Here is a 26858-nt window from a genome sequence, read left to right as displayed (position 1 = left end):
GATTCGTCAGAACCCCTTGAACCGTAGCCACAACCGTAGCGGTCTGCGGGCATGGGCAAGGATACGGGCGGGCACCCGCAGAGCAGGCGGGTTCTTCAGGTGGGCGAGTCCGTCCGCAGCCGAGTCCACGAGGTTGCGAACGAGGTCCCGCCCGCGGTTCGCGGGCAGGCTCCGTAGTTTCTCGAGGAGTTCGGGCAAGGTTACGTCCAGCATTGCTCCCATGCCTGTCGACAGGTCCTTGAGGCTGACGTTCTCACTCCCCAGAACCGCCATTTGCGTCTCCTGTACCCAGGCTTCGTTCATGCCCAGCGCACGGCCGAGGTGGGCGACGGCATCCAGACGACCGACGAGCCAGTCCCAATCCCGCCAGCCAGGATCCCCGAAGGCGGCGAAGTGCGCCAGCTGTGTGCCGTAGAGCTTGCGTTCGGGCCGCTCCATAATCCGGTCACTCAGCGGCTTGCCGAGCACAGGTGTCTCCACATCAGGACCGAGCCGAAGAAATTCGAACGGCGCGATGGCGCGTGACGGCGACCGAGCTTGGAAGGCTCGGGAGATCACTTCGACGTTCAAAGCGCGTTGCAGGACCTCGCTTTGGTCAAGTCCGGGTGTGACCGCCTCACAATAGGTAGCCGTGGCGCGGCCTACGAGCCAGGCCAGTGCCTGACGAACCTGGAGCTCTTCGAGCACGCTGTTGATGAAGGCCGTAATATCCTTAGCCGGAACATCTCCGTCCCCCTGGAGTTCTGCCTGCAGGCGTTCCATGAAAGCCCGCTTCACAGCGTCGATTCGTGGGAGCCAAACGGTGGTCAGATTCGCGAGGCCAGCGGCTGGCTTCGTCTCTCCGGGCGCCTCATCCAGACGTTTCCGCAGGTCGCGAAGGAACAAGCGAACTGTCCGCTCAGCTCCGGTCACCCCCCAGTGCCACACGTCCTCTGCCAGGCCGCTCGCTCCTGCTTCCGGCACCCATAGAGGAACCGTATTGCCTAGGTCTTCGACAATCTGTGCGGTTGGTGTGGGGCCCAGAGACGCGGTTGTGACCAGTCGGCGAGCCTCGAAGATGGCACCGATGATTCGCGCCCCTCGATAGGTGGGCAGGAGCAACTCGGCCGTCGTCCGAGTCTGCTCGCCCAGGGCAGGGCTGCTGAGCAGGGAGGCGAAGAACTCTGTGCTGTCGCCGGCGAGCCCGTCCGCTTGGCTGAGCAGCGACTGAATGGCCTCCACGTCTGCCCGCAGGTCCGCTTCCGGCGGGAGTCCGATCGCTGAGCCCAGGACCTGGGTCCACAGGGGTGGGGCATCCCCCTCTGAGGGGTGGCTGAGGGCACCGGGAGAGGGCACTACGTATGCCAGCAGGCGTCGTACGCGGCCGGAAAGCTCGCGACTGGCGATAGTCTCCAGGACAGGCCCGAAGGGCGCGTTGTCCAAGACGCCGCCGTCCATGACCCACGAGGATTCGCCGACCCCTTGTACCCGCAGTGGGGCGGGAATCTGCGACTCGGGGACCGGTGCGAATGCCAGGGGGTAGGAAGCGGAGGCTCGTGCAGCTGAAGCAAGTGCGTTCGAATACCCGGTGGTCGGATTGAAGTCATCACGGGACTTCAGCTCGAACGCGTTCTCCCACGGCACATTTCCCGCGAGATCGACCCGGTAGGTGTACTGACCGGTTCGCTTCTCAAAGCGGTAGACGCGGCGGTGATCAGGGCAGGCCATCGAGTTGCCGAACGCATCCTTGTAAGTCTGTGCGGCTTGCCCCAGTGAGGTGGCCGTGACGAACAAAGTGATCGGTGGCCGGTCGCCGTCGGCGGGCATCTGCTCAATGCTCTCCATGACCTCCTTCACAGCCTCGGCGAAGAATGCACCATCGAGAATCGACGGACGTGGTCTCGTACCTGGCCGAGGCAGGAGCTTGTCGAACTCCAGAGCGGCGTCTTCGCGCCAGATGTTCTTGAGCCTGGGCAGTGCCGTGCCTGCGCCGGGGTCGGCGGGGGCCGGATCCAATGCGGTTCCTCGCGCGACGGCTGTGGCGAGCAGAGTCCCATTCAGCCCGCCGGCGCTGGTACCTGACACCACATCGACAATGACACGGCGCCGCGCCCCCAACGAACCGTCGCATGCACCACGCCACGCTTTGAAGACCGGCTGGTCTTTTTCGCGGACTGAAGTGAGGGACACTGCTGGATCGGAGGCCCGCCGCAGCAGATCGATCTCGTGCGTGACTCCGCCCATCCAGACCGCGAGGCTGACGCCCCCATTCATCACGAGCGCAAGGCGGACCTCGTCATCGGCTATTTCCATAATTGTCATGATGGCGCGCCGAGGCTGTTCGGGCGCTTTACCCGAGACCAAATGGGGTCGGCCCGCATCAGACACCGCCTGAACGCCTGACCGCACTCGGAGCCGACAACATCGCCAAGGCCACCCGGGCAATCCGCGACGAGCCCAAACGAGCACTCCCCATCCTGGGCATCACCAAGGCTCTGACCACAGTTGCGTGAACGATCTTGTTGCGGCGAGCTGCCTACCTCGTCCCACGGGACCCTGTTACATATCCCAGGCCAACGCGTAAAGTGCGCGGCGTGTACTTTCCGGGCTGGCGGAGCTTCTGGTGGCGTTACATCGCCGGCCCAGGCGCAGTAGTGGTCTTCGTGGCCCTGATTGGCTTGATGATCCCGGCCCTGTCCGCGCACGACGGTCACGGGCAACATGGTCGCTGGACAGCGACGGACATCCTCTGCAGCCACAACGGATGCAACGAAGTCGGCACCTTCCTGTCTACAGACGGCAGCGACAGGCGTACGCGGATCAGCAAGTTCGGAAGCCCGGACCTTGCGATCGGTCAAGCCGCTCCCGCCGTCGACACGGGTGGTGACGAGGTATACCCGCTGGGTGGGGGCGATGCCTGGTGGCACGACCTCATCGGGGTGATCGCTGCTGGGCTGGCCAGCGCCGTCTGGCTATGGGCGTTTCCCATCCGAGTACTGCGGCAACGTCGCCTGAAGCACCCAGATGCCGTGGTCTTCTGACAACAGCTGTTTCACCCGCGTGGTCGTCGAGCTCGTTGCTGCGGCAGGCGTGACGTTGGTTTGGAAGCCGGCCGGGAGGGCATGCGCTGCCAGCAACTGGCCGCAGTCCTGGGGCTGGAGGTCGTCCCGGCTAGGTGGAGGGGCTGCGTCACCTGGTGCGTGACTACGAGACGATGCCGGCCAACAGCCAGGCCGGAACCGGCAGCAACGGCCGCACCACCCGCCACTCCGCCTCCGTCATGTCGGAGCCCTCGGGATGCGGTCCGGCCCGTCCGCCGCGTTGCCGAACCTGTGCGCGAGGCAGTCACACGACAGGGACGCCGAGTTGGACTCCACACACGCGGACGCGAAAGACTGCGGCAACAGGGCCTCCTGGTGATCGGTTTGGTTCGCAACCCCGAACTACCAAGAGGCCCTGCTGTCATGCATCGGCCCTCATGCGATCACTCGATCAGGAACCCTGTTCGACCAGGCCAGCCCCGTGATCGATAAGCGGATGACGTCTCAGCACAGACAAGGATCCGTACCCCGCCCCAGGCCGGAGACGTCGCCGTCCCTCAGCGCGCCGGAGTAGGCCTGCACCTCGTCCACGTCGCCATGCAGGTACTCGCCCCAGCCGTCGTCGGACCTGGCTCTGCCGATCTGGAGGGCACCGGTGCTGTGCCGGCCGTTGGGGAGGCTCGCGGTCGCCTGGGCGTTGGTGTAGCCGTCGAGGTAGAGCTTGATCGTGTCGGTGGCGTCGTCGTAGACCACGGCGAGGCGATGGCCCAGGCCCTCGCCTCCGTCCGCGCCCGCGATCTGGGACACCACCTTCTCGGGGGCTCCGGCCTCGTCCTTCTCCGGCATCACCAGTTGCCAGGTGTGCGTGGACGGCTCGTAGCGCACCTTGAAGGCGTCGGTGTGCTCGCCGGCCTGCGAGAGCACGGTCATCGGGTGGGCGGGCGCGTAGTCCGCGAGGCGTACGACGACGCCGACAGTGAAACTGTCCCCGGTGTCCACGACGGGCCCGTCGGCGGCGGCGTACCCGCTCTCGCCGTCCAGCAGCAGATGCCCGTCGCCGACGAGTACCGGCGGTACGTAGGTGCAGTCCGGGTCGATGTCCGGGATACAGGAACTGTCGGAGCCCCGGTAGATCGAAGCCCCCGTGCCGAGCCGCAGCGGCGCGCCGTCCGACTGCTCGGGGCTCACGCCGTCCGTCGCGTTCTCCAGAGACCAGTGGTCGAGCAGCTTCGGCTTGCGGTACGACAGTTCGGCAACCTCGTCCGGCACCACGACCCGGTCGTGAACCTGTACGTCGCCGATGTCCCCGTGCCACGGGTCCCGATAGCCGTCGGCCCCGAGGGCGCGCCCGATCTGGAAAGCGCCGGCCGCCTCGGCGGGAGTCGCGTCGGCCGCGGTCCCGGCCTCGTGGCCGTTGACGTACAGCCGCGCCTTTCCGGTCTCGGCGTCGTACAGCCCCAGCAGATGGGCCCACTCGCCGGTCTCGGGGGCGCCGCCGGACACCTGCGCACCGCCGATCGCGAACGACCAGGCGGGCCCGGAGTCCTGGTGGCGCAGCCCGAGGTCGAAGCCGGGTGCCTCGTCGGCATCCTGGCTGACGACGGTCATGTTCCGGTCGGTTTCGGCGGGCCGTACCCACGCACTCACCGCGAAGGTCTTACGGATGTCGGTCGCCGGGGCGTCCGGGGTGAGGAAGCCCTGGCCGCTGCCGTCGAGACTGACTGTGGCGCTGGTGGTGGTGCCCGCGGGCACCGGGCCGCCGAAGGTCACACCGGTCCCGGCACGGGCGGGGGTGCCGGTCTCGGCGGCGGCCGAGCGGGAGTCCGCCGGGTCGTCCAGCTTCCAGCGGGCGACGGGAGCACGGCCGGCCTTGACGTTGAAGTCGTAACGGGACTCCCCGCTGCTTCGGCCCGACCGGTCGATCGCGCGGACCGTCAGCGACTTGGGTCCCGCGGAGAGCGGCAGGTACGGAATGGTCACGGCCGCGCCCGGCCGCTCCGCGGAGACGGTTCCGTAAGGGCCGCCCAGGAAGCCGTACGTGTACGACACCACGTCGTCGGAGGGCGAGTCCATGGTGAAGTGGCCGTAGACGCCCACTCCGTCCACCCAGAACACGTCCTCCGGGTTGGGGTATTCGGGAGAGGTGATCGTCGCCTTCTCCGGGCTCACGTCGTCGTACACGAACGAGCAGACCGAGCCGTCGCCCTCGTCGCTCCACGCGGAGGTCGCCTTGCCGTCGTTCGCGCGGACATGCCAGGAGATGACGGTGTTCGCCGGGATGTCGTTCGGCATCGTCCAGTACTGGCGTGACCCCGAGGAAAGACTGATGGTGGTGTAGGTACGCTGCTGTTCCACTCCGGCCGCGTCCGTCCACCAGGCTTCGAACTCGCCACTGACCGGGCTGGATTCGGAGGGCTGGTTGTCCTCCTCCGGGTCGTACAGCACTGCACTGAGCCTGGGCGGCGTCGAAACGTATGGCGTGTCGTCACCAGTCGCGCATGCCTTGCCTCCCGACTGGAGGTCTTGGACAAGCGGCTGATTCGGCGGCAGGTTGTCCACCGCGTACGCCGTCCCGGCAGCCGTGGCCAACAGCGCCGCCGCACAGCTCCCCACCACCGTGCGTCTGCGTCTGCCTGTCCTTCTGAACCTGGTCAAGTGGCCCTCCCCTGTTAGTGCTTGATGCTCGTGGATCACACGAGCGCCCGAAGCTAACAGAGACCACTGACAGCACGGAAAGGGTTTCCTGGCCGACCTGTTCCAGAACTTCGGTGTCGTCGAAGCAGAACAACCAACAAGGCCGGGGAGGCTCGGCAGGGGCACGGAAGTGCGGTTGCAGTTCGTGTTCGACCATCATCTCGTTGGAAAGGAAATCCGCTGCGCATGGTTCCGAGCCCCTCTCCTCAGCTGGGGAGAGGGTCCCTGAACCAGGTATGCGCGGCCATCCGGGCAGCGTTCCGGACGCAGGTTGGACACAAGGATCGGAAAAGACCGACAAGGGCCGAGAAGGGCCGGTCGGAAGCGTGCCTGTCGCGGATGCGTTCGATTGCTGTGGCCCCCAGGCCCGGGGGCCACAGCAGTGCGTCAGGCTGTGGCGTCCGCCGCGGTCGTGGTGACGATCCGGCTTCTGCCGCCGCTCACCCCGAAGTACAGCGATCCGGCCACGATGACGCCGATGAACCAGCTGTACGGCCCGAGCGCCGCGCCGTATCCGGCCGGCCCGTAGACCGGGAGGAGGCTGGAGAAGATCGCACCGATGGCGGCTGCCGCGAAGGCGCGGATGTTCCAGCCGCCCTGGAAGCGGAACTCGCCATTCTCCTGATAGAGCGCCGCGACGTCGACCTTGGCCTTCCGGATCAGGTAGTAGTCCACGATGATCACGCCGAAGATCGGGCCCATGGTGGAGCCAATGGCGTTGACGAAGCTCGGTGCGTTGTCCCAGGGATGCAGCGGGTAGAGCAGGAGCGCGATACCAGCGGCGATGAGGCCACCGCGCCGGAAGTCGATGTACTTCGGAGCGACATTCGCGAAGTCGAAGGCCGGGCTGACGAAGTTGGCGACGACATTGATGCCCAGCGTGGCGACCGCGAAGGTCAGGGCGGCCAGCAGGACGAGGAAGAAGCTGTCGAACTTGGCCGAGATCTGCGCCGGTTCCAAGATCACCTGTCCGTACACCTTGCTGGCCGCCGCAGTGGTCAGGGCGGCAACAAAGGAGAAGAGGATGAGGTTGACCGGCAGCCCCCAGATGTTCCCCTTGCGCAGCGTCTTCTCATCGGGCACGAAGCGCGCAAAGTCGCCGAAGTTGAGGACCAGTGCCGCGAAGTACGTGATCCACGTCGCCGCTATCGCCGCTATCGCGGCCAGCGACCCGGGGGCAACGCTCAGGCCCGTCGAGTTCTTGGCGAGCGTGGCGAGATCCTTGGCCGGCATGTCCACCGAGAAGGACAGAGTGCCGGCCTTGACGGACAGCGCGACGGCGAGGATCAGCATCATCAGCCAGACGACCGGGCCTGCGAAGTCCTGGAAGCGGCGCACCGTCTCCATCCCCTTGCTGATGATCAGCAGTTGGGCCGCCCACACTCCCAGGTAGCACACGACCTCCAAGCCGCTGTGTCCGAGCAGGTGGGTGGTCTCGTGGAAGTGTTTGGGGCCGCTGTAGCGGATGAGGAACGCGACGATCGCGCCGGCTGCCGCACTGGTCTGCGCCCCGTACCAGAAGGTGGCGACCACCGCCCGCACCAGCGCGGGGACGTTCGCGCCGAAGGTCCCGAACGACGCCCGGGCGAGCACCGGGTAAGGTACGCCGGTCTTCACCCCCGCTTTGCCGATGAGCGTCATGAGCCAGTAGATCACCAACGAGCCGACGCCGATCCCGATGACGAACTTGAAGGTGTTGCCGGCCACGAGAAAGAGGCTGGCGGCCAGGAAGTACCCGTAGAGACTGTGTACGTCCGAGGTCCAGACGTTGAAGATGCTGAAGGCGCCCCACTTGCGCTCGGTGGCCGGGGCGAGGTCGTCGTTGTAGAGCCGGGGTGAGTGCTCCGTCGAGACCAAGGCCGGTCTTGAGGGCGTGCTCTCTGTCGCCGTCATGCTTTCTCCTTGCTGAGCTGACCTGCCCGAGCGCCTCTGCGCTGCTGCGCCGCAAACCGGGTGTCAGGTGGCATACAGGGAACGGGTAGTGCATTTCGTCCTCATTCCTGACACGTAACAGACGCGTCAGTAGATTGGAAAGCTCTTTTCGGCTGACGGAAGAGAGGTCGGGTTGAGCGGCACGCGCGGTGGACAGTCGGAGGTCGAGTTCGGCCAGGGACCTTTCAGGTGTCACCACACACCCTCGATCGGATTCAACTAGGCCGCCCCCCCGGCCCAATGCCCACCGTTGCCTCCTCCGCGTGCCCCGGGGAGTCACGTGCGGGAAGTTGAGGCACACAGGGGGTCGTTACCCCTCCTTGCTGTAGCCGCTGGTGAGTGTGCGTGTGCTCGGACTGCTTCACCGTCAACGACGACGGTGAACTCTGCCTGATCCCGGGGCGCCTGGGCTTGCGGCAGATCGTCACCCTCCAACGACCCCGGCACCTTCCAGTTCGAGAAGGCGGACTACCCCTGGCCAGTACTCCAGCCGTAGATCGTGATCTCGATGGTGAGGGCCGCCGAGGCGACAGTCGGACAGCGTCGACCATCTGGCCGAGACCGCCCACGCCGTCGGCTCCTTCTCCCTCTACCCGAGTTCACCGAGACGGAGGGCGTCCCTTATCTCGCTGAGCTTCGCGGTCGTCGCCGGGGTCTGCTCCTGCGCTTGTTCGGCGAGTCGGAGGGCATCGTCAATCTCGCTGAGCTTCGCCGAGGACAGGACGGCCGCCCGCTCTATCAGGTCGTCCCGTGACACAGTGGTCAGCCACGTGCAAGGGGTGAAGCCTGGACGCGGGAACGCGAGCCGCAGCACGCCTTCGAACGGAACTCCTTCACCGGCGCCCACCATCACTTCGATGCCCAGACCGCTGATGTCGACGCCCGCCGGAGCGACGACCTGCATCACCCGGATCCCGGACGCGTCGTCTCCCGACAGCAGTACGACCAACCTCCGCTCGTCGAACTGGACCCACCAGACTTCGCCACGTTGCACAAGTCCTCCAGACACAGGACGGCAGACAGACGCTGCGCGAGCCTGACGCGCTGTGGAGACGGGTGCGGCCCCCGTTGATCATCGGTGTGTGAAGACTGAAGATCACGCGGTAGCCGCAGGTCACAGCGTAAACCCTGCCCACTGGCAGGAGGCGTTCGAGGGCCTGATGCGGCTCGGGCGCGGGCCTCGTCGTCGCGGAGGTCTGCCCACTGCGTGAGAAGGCGTTGCCACTGGGCGGTGCGGTCGGGGCTCGGGGGCTCGTCTACCAGCTGGCGGATCGCTCGGTTGGTTCAAGCGACCCGCGGGCTGGAGCCGAGCCGTTCGCCCGCGGGCCGCTCGTCCCGCCGGCCGTCAGGAGGTGGGCGGGACGTCTGTTCGCCGGGAGACCAGTCAGACGGATCCCGGGCTGCTGACCAGCGTTGCGACGATCTCTTCTCGACTCGGAGGCCGAGCGCGCGTGCTGACTGCGGGCCACACCGCGTCGACCAGGGCCTCCCCGACGACGACCGCTGTCATGCGGGCCGCCTTTCCAGCCGCTCGGCGTCGCTGCTCGGATCCTTGATCACGAGGGGCAGCAGCTCCCATGCGTCGACGGCGTAGCCGAGACTCTCCCCGGGCGCGCTGAGGGCCCGCAGGCGCCACGGGCCCTGCCCGGTCGGGTAGAAGCGCAGGGTGAGGACCTGGCCGGTGGAGGTCAGGAAGATCTCGGCGATGGAGTGGTCGACGACCACGCGCAGGTCGACCGGCCGGCCGGCGGGGCAGGGCATCCGGTAGGAACCGCCGCGGGCGCGGGCGTCCAGGGAGGCACGGTCCCGGTCGACGACCAGGTGACCTGTGGCGGGGTCGAGGCGGATGTCGAGGTACTCGGAGCCGTCGGTGGAGGTGATCAGGCGGAGACCTGCCTCGCCGGAGGTCTCCAGGCGTGCCGTGAGGTCGAAGCTGCGGCCGACTTCGCCCAGTTCCACCGGATCGGCCCCGACGGCCCGTCCCTGCGCGTGGACGGTGTGGTCGCCGCGCAGAGCCAGCAGTTCGGCGGCGGGCATCTGGTGCAGTGAGCCGTCCTGCGCGAGGGAGATCTCGCGGGGGAGGGTGAGTGTTCCGGCCCAGCCGTCCTGGGCGGCCCAGTCTTCCTCGCGGGCTTCCCAGGACCACCCCCACAGCAGCCATCTGCCCCCCGGTGCGCGCAGCAGCGCGGGCGCGTAGCAGTCCGGGCCGTGGTCGAGGAGGACCGGTGCGGCGTCGGCTTCGAAGACCCCGCCGGTCTCGTGGCCGACCAGGGCCACCGAACATCTGGGACCGTCATGCGGGTCCCATGCGCTGTAGATGAGGGCACCCCGCCCGGAGCCGTCGGCCGCCGGGAGGTACTGGGGGCACTCCCAGCCCTCGCCTGTGTACCGGTCGTCGGAGCCGAGAGGCCGCGATGTGCCGGTGCAGAAGGGGCCTCGGTAGGTCCAGGTCTCCAGGTCGGGGGATTCGTAGAGCAGGGCCGCGCCGCGGCCGTCGGCGAGTGCGGCGCCGACCAGCATCCGCCAGCGCGTACCGTCCCGCCAGACGTACGGGTCGCGGTACATGGTGCAGCCGCCGGGGGGCTCGGGGATGACGAGGTCGCCGCGGGGGCGGAAGGTGCGGCCGCCGTCGCGGGAGGTGGCGGCGGTGACCGGCTGGTGCCAGCGGTCTTCGCGGCAGGCGGAGTAGAAGGCGATCAGCCGGTCGCCGTCGGAGACGGCGTTGCCGGAGAAGCAGCCGTCGGCGTCCTCGCCGCCCGCGGTGGGGGAGAGGGCGATGGGCAGTGGCTCCCAGCTGAGCAGGTCGGGGCTGCGGAAGTGGCCCCAGTGCATGTTCTCGTGGCGGGTGCCGTACGGGTTGTACTGGTAGCAGACGTGGTAGTGGCCGTCGTGGAAGGCCAGTCCGTTGGGGTCGTTGATCCAGTTGCGGGGCGGGCGCAGATGCCCGACCGGCCGGTGCGGGTCAGGGCGGTCAAAGGGCGCGGTGGACACACGCGTGCCTTTCGGGGTGTCGGAGAGCGTGCGGGGAGTGGCGGTCAGCGGAAGGAGCCGGCCACGATCCCCTCGACGAAGTACCGCTGGGCGGCGATGAAGATCAGCACGCTGGGGATCAGGGCGATGACCACTCCGGCGAGCACGATGGAGATGCTGCCGGTGCCCAGGGTTCCCTGCAGGCTCACCAGACCCAGGGGCAGGGTGAACTTGTCGGTGGACTGCAGGAAGATGAGCGGGCGGAAGAACTCGTTCCAGTAGGCGGAGAACGTCAGCACCGCCAGCGTGGCCATCGGCGCGCGCGCCATGGGGGCGTAGACGCGGGCGAAGACCTGGAAGTGCGAGGCTCCGTCCACCCGTGCCGCCTCGCCGAGTTCCCGCGGCATCTGCAGGAAGTACTGGCGCATCAGGAAGGTGCCGAAGGCGCCGCCCACGGCGGGCAGTACGAGCGCCATGCTGGTGTCGGTCAGGCCCAGGTACTTGATGATCAGGAAGACCGGGATGATGGTCGTCTGGAGCGGCACCATCATGGTGGCCAGGATGACGGCGAACAGCGCCTTGTTGCCGCGGAAGCGCACCATGGCGAAGGCATAGCCGCTCATGGTCGAGGTGATCAGCTGGCCGGCCACGATGAGCCCGGTGACCAGGGTGCTGTTGAGGAAGAAGGTTCCCAGCGGGACCTTCTGGAAGACGGCCTGGTAGTTCGACCAGATCGGATGGGTGGGGATCCACTGCGGGGGCTGGTCGAAGGAGGTGGCCGGGGTGCGCAGCGAGGTGGCCAGCGCCCACACGAGGGGCGCCACGACCAGTGCGGCGGCCACGGTCAGGACGGTGACCGAAAGCAGCGAGGTGATCCGCGGGCGCCGGCGCCTGGGCGGTGCGGCGGGGGGCCGGTCGAGGACGGCGGTCATGAGTAGAACACCCACTTCCGGCTCACCGTGAACTGTATGGCCGTGATGACCAGCAGGACGACGAAGAGCAGTACGGAGACGGCGGAGGCGTAGCCGAACTGGAGGTTCTGGAAGGCCGTCTGGTAGACGAGCAGGACGGTGGTGTAGGTCGCGTCGCCCGGACCGCCCTTGGTCATCACGTAGGGCTGGTCGAACAGCTGCATCGTGTTGATCAGGCCGACGGTGCAGGCGAACAGCACCGTGGGGCTGATCAGGGGCAGCTTGATCCGCCAGAACACCCGGGCGGACGACGCGCCGTCGATCTGCGCGGCCTCCAGGACGTCCGGCGGTACGGAGCCGAGGGCGGCGACGAAGAGGATGAACGTGAAGCCGAGTTGCTGCCACACGGCGACCAGCGCGATGGTGGCCGTCGCTCCCGCGGTCGAACTCAGCCAGGGGACCGTGGGCAGGTGGAGGGCGCCCAGATAGTAGTTGATCACTCCGAAGTGATCGTCGAAGATGTACGACATCACGATCGAGATCGACGCCGCCGAGGCCAGCATCGGCATGAAGAAAGCCGCACGGAACAGGTTCTGCGCGATCTTCGAGGCGCGCTGGGCCACCAGCAGCGCCAGGACCAGACCGAGGGCGACCTGCAAAAAGACGATCATGACGGCGAGGCCGGAGGTCACCAGCAGTGAGTGGGTGACCGCCTTGTCGTGCAGCAGGGTGTCGAAGTTCTGCAGGCCGACGAACTGGGGGCTGGTGATGGCGTCCCACTTGAACAGCGCGAGGACGAAGGACCCGGCGATCGGCGCCACGGTGAAGACGAACACCACCACCAGCGACAGCGCCACCATCCCGTATCCGAAGAGGGCTTCGCGGCGGGCTTGGCGGGCCTGAGCGCGGCGCCGCGGCGCCGTCGTCGGATCCGCCTGGTGCCGTGGGGGGCGGCCGGGCCGCGCGCCCGCCGGGGCGGACGCGGGGCTACGGCTCTGGACTGGCTGCGACATCAGCGCGTCATCCCGTCTTGGCTGCGGTCTCGAGGTCGCTCTGCAGGCCGTCGAGGGCCGCCTTGGCGTTGCCGCTGGACATGGCCTGGGTGGTGCGCTTGTTCAGCGCGATGGCCATGGCGTTGTAGTACGGCGGAGCCGGGATCGGAGCGGTGTTGTCGAGGTCGAGCGTGTCGTAGAAGATCTGCCAGTTCTTCGGGCCGGTGGTCGCGTACCGGGCGGCCGTCGACATCGACTTGCGCGGGAAGGTGGTGACATTGCCCGGGAACAGCAGGTCCAGGCTCTGGGGGGTCACCAGGGTCTTCAGGAGTTCCCAGGCCAGGTCCTTGTTCTTGGACGACTTCATGATGCCGTAGCCGCCGGTGCCGAACAGGTGGCGCTGGGTCTTCCACTTGGGGAAGTACTGCACGTCGAACGAGCCGGTCTGCATGCCGGCGTTGTGCAGGCCGCCCGCCCAGAACCCGCCGCCGACGGACATGCCGATCTTGTTGCCGGCGAACAGGCCCTGCAGTGTGGTGCCGCCGCCGACGTCAGGGCTGGGCGACAGGCCCTCCTTGTGCAGCTGGACCATGTAGTCGAGGGCCTCGACGACCGGGGTGGAGTTGGCGGTGGGGTCGCCCCAGCGCCAGCCGCCCTTGCGGCCGGCCGCGAGGGGGTTGTTCGGGTAGAAGGTGTTCCACAGCCAGTCGCCGCCGTCCCACTTGCTCTCGGTGAGCAGGTTGCCGCCGTTGGCGTACATCCAGGACGTCCAGCTGCCCCACAGCCGTACGACCCAGTCGTAGCCGACCGTGTTGCCGCCCTTGGCGGAGATCTTCTTGGCGATGTCGTAGAAGTCGTCCTTGGTCCAGTCGTCGGCGGGGCGGTCCACGCCGACGCTGCTGAACAGGGAGGTGCTGTAGAACATGTTCCCGGCGTTGAAGTCGGTCGGGAGTTCGTACAGATGCCCCTGGTACATCATCGCCTCGACGAGAGCCGGGTGGACGTCGGCGAAGTAGGGCTTGAGCGCGGCCGCGTCGCGCTTGACGTAGTCGTCCAGCGGCTGGGCCAGTCCCTTGGCCGCGAACAGCTGCAGGCCCTCGGTGGCCACCGCCGCGATGTCCGGTGCGTTGCCGGCCGCGATCTGGGTGAGCAGCTTGCTGAAGAAGTCGTTCCAGTCCGTGCCCGTGGTGCCGGTGAACTTCACCTTCACGCCGGGGTGGGCGGCCTCGAACGCCTTGGCGGCCTCGGCCATCTTGTCCGCCTGCGTCTGGGCGGCGAACACGGCGACCTTCAGCACCTTCGAACCGGAGGAACCGGATGAGGAGGAGCCGGACGAGCAGGCGGAGGCCAGTCCGCCCACGCCCGCCAGGGCGGCGGAGGCGGCGCCCGCTCTCAGCAGGCCGCGACGGCTCAACGGCTCCTTGAAAAGGCCAGAGGACATGCGTGTACCCTCACTGTGTGTACCAAGTACTGACAGGGATGACGACCGGTCGTAACGGTCGCCTGTCGTAGTGCGAATGCTTCGCCGTCCCGGGGTCAGAGTCGGGGCGGCGAAGCGACCGATGCCCGCGCCACCAGCGGGCAAGACAGCATTTCCTGCGTGACCGGGCGCGGTGGCGGACCCGGCGTTTCGGTGAGTGCGAGCAACTTCGTGACCGCCGCTGCCCCCATCTCGTAGTGCGGGAGCTGGACCGTGCTCAGCGCGGGGTGGAGTGCCTCGCAGATCAGCTCCTGATTGTCGAACCCGATGACCGACAGGTCGCCGGGGACGGACAGTCCCAGCTCCGCGGCGGCCCGGTAGGCGCCCGCGGAAATCCGGTCGTTGAAGCAGAACAACGCCGTCGGCCGCTCCTCCGCCGCAAGCAGGCGCCGCGCCGCCCGGTAGCCGGCGGCCGCGTGACCGGCGGTGGTCTCGGTGGGCACCGTCGGCTCGGCGACGACCAGGGAGGGATCGTAGGAGATCCCGGCATCGGCCAGCGCCTTGCGGTAGCCCTCGATGCGCAGGCCCAGAGCGGGGATGTCCTCGGTCGGCACGACCATGCCGATCCGGCGGTGCCCGTGGTCGATCAGCTCGCGCACCGCCGTGTAGCCGCCCTGCACCTCGTCGGGCACCACATAGGGGATCGCGGGGTCGTCGCAGCGCGCGTCCAGCAGGACCGTGGGCGTGGCGCGCAGACTCTCCGGCAGGCTCACGACCCGGTGGAACATGGCCGCGTACAGCACGCCGTCGACCTGACGCTGGAGCAGCATCTCGATGCTGCGACGTTCGAGCTCGGCATCGCCGCCCGTGTTGACCAGGAGCAGCAGCATGCCGTGAGCCGCCGCGGCCTCCTGGGCTCCGAGGACCATCCCGCCCGCGTGGGGGGTGGTGGCGATTTCGTCGCTGATGAAACCGATGGTCTGCGACCGCTGCAGCCGCAGCCCCCGGGCCAGGCCGTTCGGCGCGTATCCGAGCTCCTCGGCGATCCGCAGGACGCGCTGCCGGGTCTCGGCGCTGGCCCGCTTGCCCTGGACGCCGTTGAGGATGTGCGACACGGTCGTGACGGACACACCTGCCGCCGCGGCCACGTCCTTGATCCCGATCCGGCGCGCCATCGCCCCTGCCTAAGTCCGGTGCTCAAACTGGTGGATTCCGGTTGGCCAATCGTTTTGCCATCCGTGTGGAGATGAGAGTGCCTTCGGCCACAGCTCCTGTCAATGGCTCGTTACGGACTCGTGGCCCCGGTATGTCCGCGTGCGACGGCCTGGTCCGCCACCGGGAGGAATCGGAGATTCCGTCACCGGGTCGGGTGGTGGTGTTCCCGAAGCCCCGCCGAGCAGGGCACTTTGCCGGTGCGGCGTCACCTTCACGGCTGAGGACGACGCCGGGACGGAGCTCCTTGAAGGCGGGGCAGCGCCTGGCGGGCGGCACGGAGGACATGCGCGTGCGGGACACCCGTATCCCGCCGGACCAGGTCCGGTGCCGTGCGGGGTTAGCCTTACGGGCGTGTCAGCCCACGCACCTGGCCAACCACCGGCGAGCCGAGCGCGACGGGTGGACGTCGCTCGTCTGGCCGGCGTCTCACCCGCGACGGTCTCCTTCGTGCTCAACCGGACGGCCGGGCAGACCATCAGCGACGAGACCCGACAACGGGTCCTGCAAGCGGTCGCGGAGCTCGGCTACCGCCCCAACCGTGCCGCCCAAGGGCTGCGGCAGGGGCGCAGTGCGACCGTCGGCTTCGTCAGCCACGACGTCGACTTCGGCGAGTTCGCCGCCGCCGCGATCAAGGGCGCGCACGAAGCGTGCACCCGCCAGGGCAACCTGCTGCTCCTGGTCAACACCGGCGGTTCGAACCGCCAGGCACGACAGCTGATCACCGACCTCCTCGACCGGCAGGTCGACGCCTTGATCTTCGCCGCGGTCGGCACCAGGCCGGTGATCCTCCCGGACGCCGCCGCCCGGGTTCCGACGATCCTGCTGAACTGCTTCGCACCGCACGACCCCGTCCCGGCGATCGTGCCCGACGAGGAACGCGGCGGACGGGAGGCCACCCAGGCGCTGCTCGACCTCGGGCACCGCGACATCGCCTACCTCACCGGCAACCCCGGCCAGTGGGCCACCAAGGCACGGCTCCGCGGCTTCCGCGACGCGCTGCGCGTCGCGGGACTCGACCCACGCGAGCGCACCGTGCTCTCCGGCAACTACCACGCCGACTCCGGCCACGACCTGGTGCGTACGCTGCTGCGGCGCGGCCCCCTGCCGACCGCGATCATGTGCGGAAACGACCGGATGGCCGTCGGCGCGCTGCTGGGCCTGCTGGAGGCGGGCATCCGTGTGCCCGAGGATGTGTCGGTGATGGGCTACGACGACCAGTTCCAGCTCGCGGCGGAGATCCGCCCGGCCCTGAGCACCGTACGACTGCCCTATGACGCGATGGGACGGCAGGCGGCGGAGCGGCTGGCCGACGGCCGGCCCGCTGCCCCGACGGGCCGCACCTTGGTGCACTGCCCCCTCGTCATGCGCGACTCCACGGCGGCCCCGGCGGACCGCGGTCGCACCGGATCCTGAACCGGTCCACGCCTCAGGCGCCCCCCGAATTCACCGAGAACTTCCCGGAATCATCCCCTTGACGCGGGATCATGCCGAGCCTACGGTTTGCTCGCTAACCCGAATTAGTACCTGAGGTCTCGGCGGGTTGGATACGCCATGGAGCGGAGCGACGGTGACTGCCGCCGCTGGGTCAGCCGCCAGGAGCGCGTGTCGAGACCGGAACGTCGTTGTGCCGCGTCGTCGTTGTGTCGCGACGTCGTTGTGTCGCGTCGATCAGGCAGGCCGACACCGCATCGAGTCGCGCAATCGCTGTCAGTCCCGTGGGTGAACCGTCATCCGTCGTCGGCTGCCCGAAGCGAGTGCCACCGCGTCGGCACAACAAAATCCCCGCACACAAGCTCCTTCGGAGGATGAGCATGCGAAGAATCAAACGCATGCTGCTACGGCTCACCGCGTTGAGTGTGGGCCTCGCAGCCGGATCCGCCTTCCCACCGGCACAGGCGGCAACGCCGGCGGGCGGCAGTTCCGTGCAGGTCTGGCTCACGGACGTCGGATCCAACCAGTGGGTCGCCAAGCAGAAAGCCGTGGCGTTCCAGACGCAGCAGACGACCAATCCGCTCACGATCAAGGTCGACGACACCGTCAAGTACCAGAAGATCACCGGCTTCGGAGCGGCGCTCACCGACTCCTCGGCCTACCTCATCGACAAACTGCCGACGAGCGGCCGCAACGCCCTGATGCAGAAGCTCTTCAGCCCCTCCGCGGGCATCGGCCTCAGCATGGTCCGCTCACCCATGGGCGCCACGGACTTCACGGCGACCGGGAACTACTCCTACGACGACATGCCGGCGGGGCAGACGGATCCGACGCTGGCACACTTCTCCATCAAGCACGATGCCGCCTACATCATCCCGGAGTTGAAGCAGGCACTCGCCCTGAACCCGGGCATCAAGGTCACATCGACCCCCTGGAGCCCCCCGGGCTGGATGAAGACCTCCGGTTCCATGATCGGAGGAACGCTCCTCGACACGGACTACTCGGCGCTCGCCAACTACTTCGTCAAGTACGTACAGGCCTACGGCAAGGCCGGGGTGCCGATCTCCTACGTCACGCCGCAGAACGAGCCGTTGAACGCTCCGACCTGGCCCGGCACCTATCTGACTCCCAGTCAGGAGACCAAACTGGTCCAGGAGATGGGCCAGGCGTTCGCCGCCGAGGATCTGTCCACGAAGATCCTCGCGTGGGACCACAACTGGGATGTGCCTTCGTACCCCGAGTCGGTCTACAACGATCCGACGACCGCCAAGTACGCCGTGGGGGCCGGGTTCCACATCTACAGCGGCACCCCGATCTACCAGACGCTGGCCCACAACGACTATCCGAGCAAACAGCTGTACCTCACGGAGGCCACCGGCGGCGTGTGGCAGGCCGACAAGCAGGTGGCCTTCCATGACGCCCTCGACACCTGGATGATCGACACCACGCGCAACTACGCGAACGGCGCGATGCTCTGGAACATCGCACTCGATCCCGCCATGGGTCCGCTCAACAGCGACACGAACGGCATCGGCGAATGCCGCGGACTGGTGACCATCGACCCGGCGAGCGGCGACGTCACGTACAACCCGGACTACTACGCACTCGCCCAGGTCACCAAGTTCGTCAAGCCCGGAGCCCACCGGATCTACTCGAACACCTTCGGAGCCGGCAGCGTCAACGACGTCGCCTTCCAGAATCCCGACGGATCGAAGGTCCTCGTCGCGTACAACGACTCGAAGGCCGCGAAGACCATCAGCGTCGCGGACGGGACGCAGTCGTTCAACTACACACTGAACGCGGGCAATGCCGCCACCTTCACCTACTCGGGACCCACGCAGAGCGGCAGCACGCCCGCGGCCGGCGACGTCGGGGACCCCACGCACGACTTCACCTTCAAGTCGGCGACCGGTCAGCAGACCATCACGTACGACCCGCAACTGCTGCCCATTCAGAACTCCGTCACCACCGGCTCCAAGCTGACCACGTACTCCCTCCCGGTCGGAGCGGCCATCAGGACTCCGGGAACGGCGCTCAACCGCAGCGGATGGAAGGTCACGTCCTCGTCGAGCCGGTCGGGTGATCCGGCAGCGGACGCCGTCGACGGCGACCTCGGCACACGATGGCGCACCGCCATCAAGATGAAGAGCGGCGACTGGTTCCAGGTCGACCTCGGCAGCCCGACCAGCTTCGACCAGATCACGCTCGACAACACGGCGAAGAACGCCTTCGACTCCGTCTTCCAGTACCAGGTGTACGTATCGGACGACGGAGAGCACTGGGGCAGCGCGGTCGCCAACGGAAACGGCGCCCTCGGCAGGACGACCATCACCCTGCCACCGCAGAAGGCGCGGTACATCCGCATCGTCAGCACCGCACCGTCGTTCTTCTTCCACTGGTCCATCGGTGAGATCAAGGTGTACGGCACCCCTGGCGAAACCGGCTCGATCCAAGCCCCGACCGCGGTGCCGCACGGACTTCAGCTGCAGAACTGGACCGCACCGGACGGAACGAACGTCTCCGTCGTCTACAACGGAACCGGGCGCGGCCAGAGCTTCCCGATATCCCTCGACGGCACATCCACATACACGCTGCCCGGCGGGACATCGGCGATGTTCACGACCAAGAGCCTGACGAGCTATGCGACCCCCGACTTCGGAAGCATGACGCCCACCACCGGCATTCCGGGCTCCGAGTTCACGATCACCGGCTCCCACTTCGGTGCGACCCAGGGCCTGGGCACCGTGTACTTCGGAGGTACCCACGCCGACATCGCCAGCTGGTCCGACACCAGCATCAGCGCCTATGTTCCGGGCGGACTCCCGTCGGGGACCTACAAGGTGTCGGTGAACGGCGCCGGCGGACAGCCCGCGGGCGGATCCACCTTCACCGTCAACGGCCTGGGCACCGCGCTCTCGAAGACCGGCTGGACCGCGAAAGCCTCGAAGGTGAGCCCTTACGCCACCGACGTGCTCGCCAACATGATCGACAATGACACCGACACCCGCTACAGCTCCGGGGCAGGGCAGGAATCCGGCCAGTGGGTGGAAGTGGACATGGGCGAGGCGCAGACCTTCGACACCATCGCCCTGGATGCGGGCAGCAGCACCGGTGACTATGCGCGAGGCGCGGACGTATACGTGTCATCCGATGGGACCGACTGGAAGAAGGTTGCCGCCATCGGCTCGGACGGCCAGCAGATCGAGGCCGTGACCTTCGCGACGCAGACGGCGCGTTACGTCAAGGTGGTCAACACCGGTAGCGCCGGCAACTGGTGGTCCATCGCCGAGTTCAACGTGTACGCAGGCGGATCCGCGACCCCGGTCTACGGCATTCCGCTGTCGAGGGCCGGCTGGACGGCGACCGCGTCGAACACGAGCCCGTGGCCCAACGATGTGCTCCCGCACATGCTCGACGGCGACCTCACCACCCGCTACACCTCGGGTGCCGGGCAGGAATCCGGCCAGTGGGTGGAAGTGGACATGGGGAAGGCCGAGAACTTCGACACGCTCGTGATGGACGCGGGCAACAGCGTGAACGACTATGCGCGAAGCGCTGATGTGTATGTGTCGTCCGACGGAAGCGACTGGACGAAGGTTGCCTCCATCGCCTCTGGTCAACCGGTCGAGGCGGTGACCTTCGCGACGCAGACGGCGCGCTACGTCAAGGTGGTCAACACCGGCAGCGCCGGCAACTGGTGGTCGATCGGCGAGTTCAACGTCTACGCGGGCCCCGTCTCCGGCACCCAACTGTCGAGAACCGACTGGACGGCGACGGCGTCGAACACGAGCCCGTGGCCCAACGATGTGCTCACGCACATGCTCGACGGCGACATCGACACCCGCTACACCTCGGGTGCCGGGCAGGAATCCGGCCAGTGGGTGGAAGTGGACATGGGCCGAGCCGAGAAATTCGACACGGTCGAGCTGGATGCGGGCAGCAGCGTCGACGACTATGCGCGAAGTGCGGACGTGTACGTGTCGTCCGACGGGAGTGACTGGACAAAGGTCGCTTCCATAGCGTCGGGCCGCCCGGTCGAAGTGGCCTCGTTCGCGACGCAGACGGCGCGCTACGTCAAGGTGGTCAACACCGGTAGCGCCGGCAACTGGTGGTCGATCGCAGAGTTCAACGCGTACGCCTGATCACGTACGTCGTGCTCCTGAGCCCGGGCCGGCTTTCCGGCCCGGGCTCAGGGCCGCATTTGCGCCCATGGGAAGGTGAATCGCTGCGAACGAGACCGGCCCGGCTTGCTGGTGCCCCGCGGCGGTTCCTGAGCGGGGGTCAGCCGTTCGGTCCCGGGGAGTCGCTGACCTTGCCCACCGGGTTGATCTCCAGCTTCACGCTGCTCCCGCCGTCGGAGACGGGGAGGGTGCCTGCCGGCCACTTCAGGGTGACGCTCTTGGTCTCGTTGGGGGGCGTCACCACGAGTTTGGTCAGCTGCACGCCGGAGCCGCCGCTGTTGTTGTACGGGAACGTGATGTTGAAGGCGGCGGACTCGCCGTCCTTGAGGATGCCCGGCAGGGGCTGCTCGCCGTTGCGGGACACGGAGAGGGTGTCGCCCTGGGACGTCGTCAGGTCGACACCCGCGAAGCCGTTGATGCTGCAGTCGGTGCCGCCGCCGTTCTTGAAGGAGACGGTGACGACGCCTTCCTTCTTGTCCGTGGTGTTGTCCTCGGCGACGACCTCGAGCGCGTCGGTGCGGCAGATGCCGACCTTGCCGCCGCTGTTGTCACCGGTGCCGGTGTCGGTGCCCTGGTCGCTCCCGCCGGTCCCGGTGGCGGTGCTCTGGCCCGCCTGGTCCGCCCCGCCGGTGCCGCCCGCATTGTCCGCCGACGCGGTGGGGCTGGACTGCACGTCGCCCGACGCGATGTCGTCGCCGTTGCAGGCGGTGAGCGAGAGTGCGGCCACGAGGCCGATGACGGCGGCGACGGCCTTGCGGGTGTGCAGCATGATTCCCCCCGGGGATGCGGTGTGGTCTGTGTGGTCTGGGTGATGCTGTGGTGCGCGCTCATTTGTATCGCGCAGTGAGTCACGAGCCGTCAGCGATCATGTCTGCGTTCCGTCACGGGTGGGGGCCCGGGATGCTGAACGGCGCGGCCGCCGTGATGGTCGACCGCCCGTGGCCGCAGGGCCGGTCGAACGACGTGCTTTTATCATCGCGGGGGCGGCCGTCGCAAGGGATTGACTGCCGATGTTCGCTGATTCTATGTTGGGCTGACACATGATCGGTTCCTGGGCTTTTCAATCCGAAGTCAGAGGGTGTCGCATTTGGAAAGTCAGTGCGTGAAATCCTTTGACGGTACGCGAATAAACTTACGTCGCATCGGATCCGGTCCACCATTGGTTGTCGTTCCGGGCACGCTGGCCCCATCGGTGCGGTATGAGGCGCTGGCGCGGATTCTGTCCGCCGATCATCAGGTGGTTTTGGTCGAACGCCGCGGTTACGGGAAGAGCTGCGTGGGTGTCGGCCCATGCCGGACGGATTTTCAGGTTCAGGACCTCGTCGCGGTTCTCGCGTTGCTGGACGAGACGGCCATCGTCTTCGGCCATTCCTTCGGCGGGGTCGTCGCACTGGCCGCCAGGCCATCGGCCGGGCATGCGATGAAGAGCCTGGTCCTGTACGAACCCCCGGTGGCGATGCTGGGCGGAGAACTCGTCGACCTCCTGGAGAGATGCCGCAGCATGGTCGAAGCGGGCCGGCCGGAGGAAGCCGTGCGGCTGTCCCTCGCCCTGGGCGGAGCGTCTCCGGCGCAGTGCGAGGCCGCCACGAGACAACTCGCCTGGAAAATGCGTGCGCTGGCACCGGGACTCATATCCGATCTGGAATGCGTGACGAGCATGACGATCGGGGACCTGAAAGTCGATACCTGGCTGGATTCCGCCCCCGACCCTCCGGTGGCGTTGATCGAATCGGGTCTGAGTGACCGGCGATACACCGAGAGCGTACATCTGCTGAAGGCGCTCATTCCCGCTGCCCGCCACAGGTTTCTTCCGCACGAGGACCATTTCTTCCGCGACGTCGAGTCGCTCGCCGCCCTGATCAGAGAAGAGGGAGCGCAGGCCTCCTTGTAGGCCGCGCTGGAGGAATCGCATGGAATTTCCCTTGGCCGGTTCTCTGCCTGCTGCTTTTGCGGCGGTCGCCCAATCCCGTCCGGATACCCTCGTCGCCTTTCCGGAGCTGGGACTGCGTACGACGGTCAGAGACGTGTACGACCGTTCGTGCCGGTTCGCGGCCGGTCTGCACGCCGCGGGAGCGGGTCGGGGCGACGTCGTCGGCCTGCTCATGTCCACCGGCCCGCAGACCCTCGTCGGCACGGTGGGCGGCACCGCCACCGGAGCCGCCGTGAGCATCCTGCCGGTCCAGCAGATGGTGCAGGACCTGGAATCCGTCGCACACCGGCTCGCCCGCATGATCGATTCCGCCGGGATGCGCTTCCTCGTCGTCGACGGGTCCCAACAGCGCCTCAGCCGGCTGCTGAGCGGTCTGTGTCCCGAACTGACCGTACTGGACTGGTCCGATGTCGACCTGGCAGGGGAAGACCCGGCGCGGAAGGCGCGGGCCGGCGAGCCTGCCCGCATCGACCCCGATGACACCGCCGTGATCCAGTACACGTCCGGGAGCGTCTCGCGCCCCAAGGGAGTCGTGCTCAGCCACCGTTCCCTCCTGGCCGGGCTGCGCGCGATCTCCGCGTCCGCCGCCATCACCTCCGACGACGTTCTCATCCACTGGGTTCCGCAGTATCACGACATGGGACTCTTCGGGTGGCTGGCCACCCTGCTCGTGGGCGTACCCACCCATACGTTCAGCCCCTTCGGCTTCATCCGCCGGCCGGCCGCTTTCCTGCGGTACTTCGCCGAGCAGGGCGGAACCATCTCGTCGGGTCCCAACTTCGGGTACGACCTGATGATCGACGCCGCCGACGGCGCGCTGTCGGCGGAACTGGACCTGCACCGGTGGCGCCTGGCGTTCAACGGAGCGGAACCGGTGTCCGCCGCGACCGTGTCCGCGTTCGCCGAGCGGTTCGCCCCGGCCGGGGTGCGGCCGGAGGTGATGTACCCGGTGTACGGGATGGCCGAGGCCACCCTCGCGGTCGCGTTCCCGAGGCCCGGCGACCCGCCGAGGATCCACCACGTCGACCGGGGTCCGCTGACGAGCACGGGCGAGATCCGGACCGTCGCCCGGGCGGCTGCCGACGCCAAAGCGGTTGTGAGCGTCGGCCGGCCCGTGGAAGGGCTGGATCTGCGGCTGGTCGACGCGGCGGGGAACGAGACGACCGGCCCGACGCTGGGCGAGATACAGATCCGGGGCGCTGCCGTCACCCGCCGGTACCACCGGGATCCGGAGGCGACGCGCGCCGCGTTCCAGGGCGAGTGGCTCCGCACGGGCGACCTCGGCTTCCTGCACGACGGCGAACTGTTCGTGGCGGGGAGGTCCAAGGACATGGTCATCGTGAACGGACAGAACTTCTTCCCCGAGGACATCGAGGCCGCCGTACGCGACCTTCCCGGCGTGCATCGCCGACGGTGCGTCGCCTTCTCCATGCCCGTAGAGGACCGGGACGAGCACGTGACGGTGCTGGTGGAGGCCAAGCCGGGCACAACGGAAGAGTTCGCCGAGCGGATCAGGGTGGGCATCGCCAGGGAATTCGGGCTGAGTTCGGTGCGGGTGCGGGTCATGCCTCCGGGCTCGCTACCGCGTACGACCAGTGGGAAATGGCAGCGGAACGCGGCGAGGAAAATGATTGAGCAAACCATATGAGAGCCGAAGGACTGCCGTCGGGGATGCCGTCGGGACTTTCGTCCATACGTGATGCCTCCTGGTTTCACTGCTTCGGCTGTTCGCCCCGAAACGCACGTGGACTGGGGCTGTCCATCCACCGGTCAGACGATGGGCTGGTGGTCGCGGACGTCGTCTTCGACGAGGATCTGTGCTCGTATCCGGGAGTCGTGCACGGCGGCATCGTGAGCACGGCCGCGGACGACGTCATGGCCCACGCAGTACTGCTCGGTCATCACACGCTGACATTCTCGACGACGCTGCGGACCCGTTTCCTGTCCGTGGTCAGGGCGGGCGCCGCGTACCGGATCACGGCCCGTACGACGTCCGTCCTGGGCGGCATGTTCGGCGTCGAGGCCGAGGTGACGGGGGAGACGGGCGACCTGCACGCCCTGGTGACGGGGACCTACAAGCCCATACGGGACGACAACGTCCGGTCTCTGCTCGCGCTGAACGACCAGGAGCACCGGCTGATCCGCCCCTTCCTGGGCGGGGGAGGAGAGAGATGAACCGAGAAGACATCCGAGAGGCCGTGTTCGAGCAGCTCCGCGGTGAACTGCCGCTTGCCGACCACCACCTGGAGGAATCGGATCCCCTCATCTCGCTGCCGAACGCCGATTCGGTGCATCTGCTCACTGTGGCCGCACAGTTGGAACGGAAGTTCGCCGTCGAGTTCAACGACCAACTGCTCTTCGGGGCGAAGGCCGTGGGCGACCTCGTCGATCTTGTCGAGCAGGCGCTGGCGGAGGCGGAGGCACGGTGACGGCGTCTGCCCCCGGCGTCCTGCCGAGTGTCACGCCGAACGAGGCCGTGGCCAGGACCAACTCGCACTACGAGCTGCCGCCCGAGGTCTTCGCGGCTTTCCTGGGCACGAGCATGAAGTACAGCTGCGGGCTCTACTCGGGGCCGGAGAGCACGCTGGACCAGGCCCAGGAGGCCAAGCTGGCCTGGGTGGTGGACGCCAACCTGCGTCTGCGGCCGGGGCAGCGCCTGCTGGACGTGGGGTGTGGCTGGGGGAGCCTCGTCCTGTTCGCCGCGCGACGCGGGATCGAGGTGGTCGGGGTGACTCCCTCCCGACCCCAGCGCGAGCACATCCTGCGCCGCGCCGCGGAGTTGGGCGTGGCGGACCTGGTCGAGGTGCGCCTCGGCGGGTTCACCGAGTCAGACCTCTCCGGGCGGCGCTTCGACGGCGTGGCCATGATCGGCTCTATCGTGCACATGCCCGATCGAGCCGAAGTGCTGCTGCGCGCCTACGAGTTGCTGGGCCCCAAAGGACGCCTCTACCTGTCCGAGAGCTGCTTCCGGAACCGGAAGATCTTCGATGCGTACCGGCGAAGTCCGGGATTCGAGTTCGTCGGAGGTGAGATCTTCGGGTTCGGTGAGATGGTGCCGCTCTCCGATCTCATCGCAGCGGCCGAAGAGGCCGGCTTCAGTATCGTCAAACTCACCGACCTCACGACCCACTATCCGCGGACGCTTGCCGACTGGGAAGAAAGGGTACGCGACCGGCGAAACCAGATCGACGCCCTCATTCCCGGCACGGCCGACAGGCTGCTGCGCTATTTCAAGATCGGTTCCGTCGGCTTCGGTTTCACGACGAAACACTACGCGTTCGCGGCCGAGAAGAGCAGGATGGGGCGCCTGGAGGGCGTCGAGTGATCCGGTCGGGTCCGACCGCTGACACCGTCCGGCAGGCCACGGCTCAGACACTCCGCGCCGCCGACCGGCAGAACTGGACGCCGGATGAGCTGAGTTGGGGCGACCTTCGCCCCGAGCTGCTCACCGACGACGATCGGCAGATCGTCAAATTGCTCACGCTGGTGGAGGATCACATACCGGACTACCTGGGGTTCACGCTCTCGAGGTTCCCGACGACCGGTGACCTGGACCGCGAGACGTATCTGCGCAACCGCGAGTACTTCCGGTTCCTGATCCAATGGGCGAACGACGAGGACAAGCACGCCTCGGTACTGATCCGCTACCAACTGGCCGCGGAGATCTCCGACCGCCGCGGCCTGGACGAGGAGTTGGCCGCGGCCGGGCGGAAGCCGGTGGTCCTGCCGTACGAGGAACCGCTCGAGCTGTTCATCTACACCTTCCTCCAGGAGAAGGCGACGCAGTTGTTCTACCGGCACTACGAGCAGGCGGTACAGGAGCCGTTCCTCGCGGACCTGCTGCGGCGGCTCTCCCGGGACGAGGCCCGGCACTTCGCCTTCTACTCCCGGCTGGTGGAGGACGCGCTGCGCAGGGCCACTCCCACGAGCGGGGACCTGGAGCGGGTCAAGAACGTACTCTCCACATTCCGCATGCCCCTCGACGGAGTGCTCGACGGGTACTGGCGTATGGCACTGGCCGCGGTGAGGACCGTGGGCCGCGACCACACCGAGGCGTACGACGCGCTGGGCAAGATGGTCCGCAAGTATTCCGGCACTCTCGGCGTCCCGGCCGTCGATGACCTGGAGTCTCTCATCACGCAGGTGCGGCAGCTCGGCTGAG

19 protein-coding genes are annotated in these 26858 nt (G+C 67.4%); 9 read left to right on the top strand and 10 right to left on the bottom strand.

The window, feature by feature from the left end; genetic code table 11:
* Window positions 1-6 precede the first annotated feature (6 nt).
* Window positions 7-2292 (bottom strand): DUF3376 domain-containing protein, encoded by a 2286-nt coding sequence (locus ABT057_RS22645; protein ID WP_352345172.1) that lies wholly within the window; start codon window positions 2290-2292, stop codon window positions 7-9.
* Window positions 2293-2573: 281 nt separating this feature from the next.
* Between ABT057_RS22645 and ABT057_RS22640 the strand changes: the two genes are divergently transcribed.
* Window positions 2574-3020, top strand: a complete 447-nt coding sequence (locus tag ABT057_RS22640) for a hypothetical protein (RefSeq protein WP_352345170.1) — start codon at window positions 2574-2576, stop codon at window positions 3018-3020.
* Window positions 3021-3524: 504 nt separating this feature from the next.
* On the opposite strand, the gene ABT057_RS22635 is transcribed toward ABT057_RS22640, so the two are convergent.
* From ABT057_RS22635 to ABT057_RS22600, 8 genes are all read right to left on the bottom strand, one after another.
* Entirely contained in the window at window positions 3525-5636 is a 2112-nt protein-coding gene (locus ABT057_RS22635; RefSeq protein WP_352345376.1) for a LamG domain-containing protein, read from the bottom strand.
* Between the two features lie 465 nt (window positions 5637-6101).
* Window positions 6102-7607 carry an NCS1 family nucleobase:cation symporter-1 gene (locus ABT057_RS22630; RefSeq protein WP_352345168.1) on the bottom strand — a complete coding sequence of 502 codons (1506 nt, stop codon included), beginning with the start codon at window positions 7605-7607 and terminating at the stop codon, window positions 6102-6104.
* A 628-nt stretch (window positions 7608-8235) separates the two neighbouring features.
* Window positions 8236-8640, bottom strand: coding sequence for a type II toxin-antitoxin system PemK/MazF family toxin (locus tag ABT057_RS22625; protein ID WP_283968348.1), 405 nt, complete (start codon window positions 8638-8640; stop codon window positions 8236-8238).
* Between the two features lie 512 nt (window positions 8641-9152).
* Window positions 9153-10637: a glycoside hydrolase family 32 protein gene (locus ABT057_RS22620; protein WP_352345166.1), complete on the bottom strand. Its 1485-nt coding sequence runs from the start codon at window positions 10635-10637 to the stop codon at window positions 9153-9155.
* Between the two features lie 44 nt (window positions 10638-10681).
* The gene (locus ABT057_RS22615) at window positions 10682-11548 is read right to left on the bottom strand and encodes a carbohydrate ABC transporter permease (protein WP_352345164.1); all 867 of its coding nucleotides are present in this window, start codon (window positions 11546-11548) and stop codon (window positions 10682-10684) included.
* Window positions 11545-12540: a carbohydrate ABC transporter permease gene (locus ABT057_RS22610; RefSeq protein ID WP_352345162.1), complete on the bottom strand. Its 996-nt coding sequence runs from the start codon at window positions 12538-12540 to the stop codon at window positions 11545-11547. The genes ABT057_RS22615 and ABT057_RS22610 overlap by 4 nt, the downstream gene beginning before the upstream one ends.
* 7 nt (window positions 12541-12547) lie before the next feature.
* A complete protein-coding gene (locus tag ABT057_RS22605) occupies window positions 12548-13960 on the bottom strand; it encodes an ABC transporter substrate-binding protein (RefSeq protein WP_352345160.1) in 1413 nt (470 codons plus the stop codon).
* 95 nt (window positions 13961-14055) lie between these two features.
* On the bottom strand, window positions 14056-15114 hold the full coding sequence (locus ABT057_RS22600) for a LacI family DNA-binding transcriptional regulator (protein WP_352345158.1): 1059 nt from the start codon (window positions 15112-15114) through the stop codon (window positions 14056-14058).
* 439 nt (window positions 15115-15553) lie between these two features.
* Between ABT057_RS22600 and ABT057_RS22595 the strand changes: the two genes are divergently transcribed.
* The gene (locus ABT057_RS22595) at window positions 15554-16567 is read left to right on the top strand and encodes a LacI family DNA-binding transcriptional regulator (RefSeq protein ID WP_352345156.1); all 1014 of its coding nucleotides are present in this window, start codon (window positions 15554-15556) and stop codon (window positions 16565-16567) included.
* 398 nt (window positions 16568-16965) lie between these two features.
* Window positions 16966-20727, top strand: coding sequence for a discoidin domain-containing protein (locus ABT057_RS22590; protein ID WP_352345154.1), 3762 nt, complete (start codon window positions 16966-16968; stop codon window positions 20725-20727).
* Window positions 20728-20866: 139 nt separating this feature from the next.
* Here ABT057_RS22590 and ABT057_RS22585 read toward each other — a convergent pair whose 3' ends face one another.
* A complete protein-coding gene (locus ABT057_RS22585) occupies window positions 20867-21535 on the bottom strand; it encodes a DUF4232 domain-containing protein (protein ID WP_352345152.1) in 669 nt (222 codons plus the stop codon).
* A 333-nt stretch (window positions 21536-21868) separates the two neighbouring features.
* Between ABT057_RS22585 and ABT057_RS22580 the strand changes: the two genes are divergently transcribed.
* From ABT057_RS22580 to ABT057_RS22555, 6 genes are all read left to right on the top strand, one after another.
* A complete protein-coding gene (locus tag ABT057_RS22580) occupies window positions 21869-22657 on the top strand; it encodes an alpha/beta fold hydrolase (RefSeq protein WP_352345150.1) in 789 nt (262 codons plus the stop codon).
* 19 nt (window positions 22658-22676) lie between these two features.
* On the top strand, window positions 22677-24344 hold the full coding sequence (locus ABT057_RS22575) for an AMP-binding protein (RefSeq protein WP_352345148.1): 1668 nt from the start codon (window positions 22677-22679) through the stop codon (window positions 24342-24344).
* 137 nt (window positions 24345-24481) lie between these two features.
* Window positions 24482-24871: a PaaI family thioesterase gene (locus tag ABT057_RS22570; RefSeq protein WP_352345146.1), complete on the top strand. Its 390-nt coding sequence runs from the start codon at window positions 24482-24484 to the stop codon at window positions 24869-24871.
* On the top strand, window positions 24868-25125 hold the full coding sequence (locus tag ABT057_RS22565; RefSeq protein WP_352345144.1) for an acyl carrier protein: 258 nt from the start codon (window positions 24868-24870) through the stop codon (window positions 25123-25125). Before ABT057_RS22570 ends, ABT057_RS22565 begins: the two co-directional genes overlap by 4 nt.
* On the top strand, window positions 25122-26021 hold the full coding sequence (locus tag ABT057_RS22560; RefSeq protein WP_352345142.1) for an SAM-dependent methyltransferase: 900 nt from the start codon (window positions 25122-25124) through the stop codon (window positions 26019-26021). The genes ABT057_RS22565 and ABT057_RS22560 overlap by 4 nt, the downstream gene beginning before the upstream one ends.
* Complete coding sequence (locus ABT057_RS22555) at window positions 26018-26857, top strand: acyl-ACP desaturase (RefSeq protein ID WP_352345140.1); 840 nt, start codon at window positions 26018-26020, stop codon at window positions 26855-26857. The genes ABT057_RS22560 and ABT057_RS22555 overlap by 4 nt, the downstream gene beginning before the upstream one ends.
* The last annotated feature ends 1 nt before the right edge of the window (window position 26858 follow it).

The sequence above is a fragment of the Streptomyces sp. NPDC002588 genome (assembly GCF_040295925.1).
In the GTDB taxonomy this organism is placed as follows: Bacteria; Actinomycetota; Actinomycetes; order Streptomycetales; family Streptomycetaceae; genus Streptomyces.
Note: the sequence above shows the minus strand (reverse complement) of the source record. Positions and strands in the feature narration are given on the sequence as shown.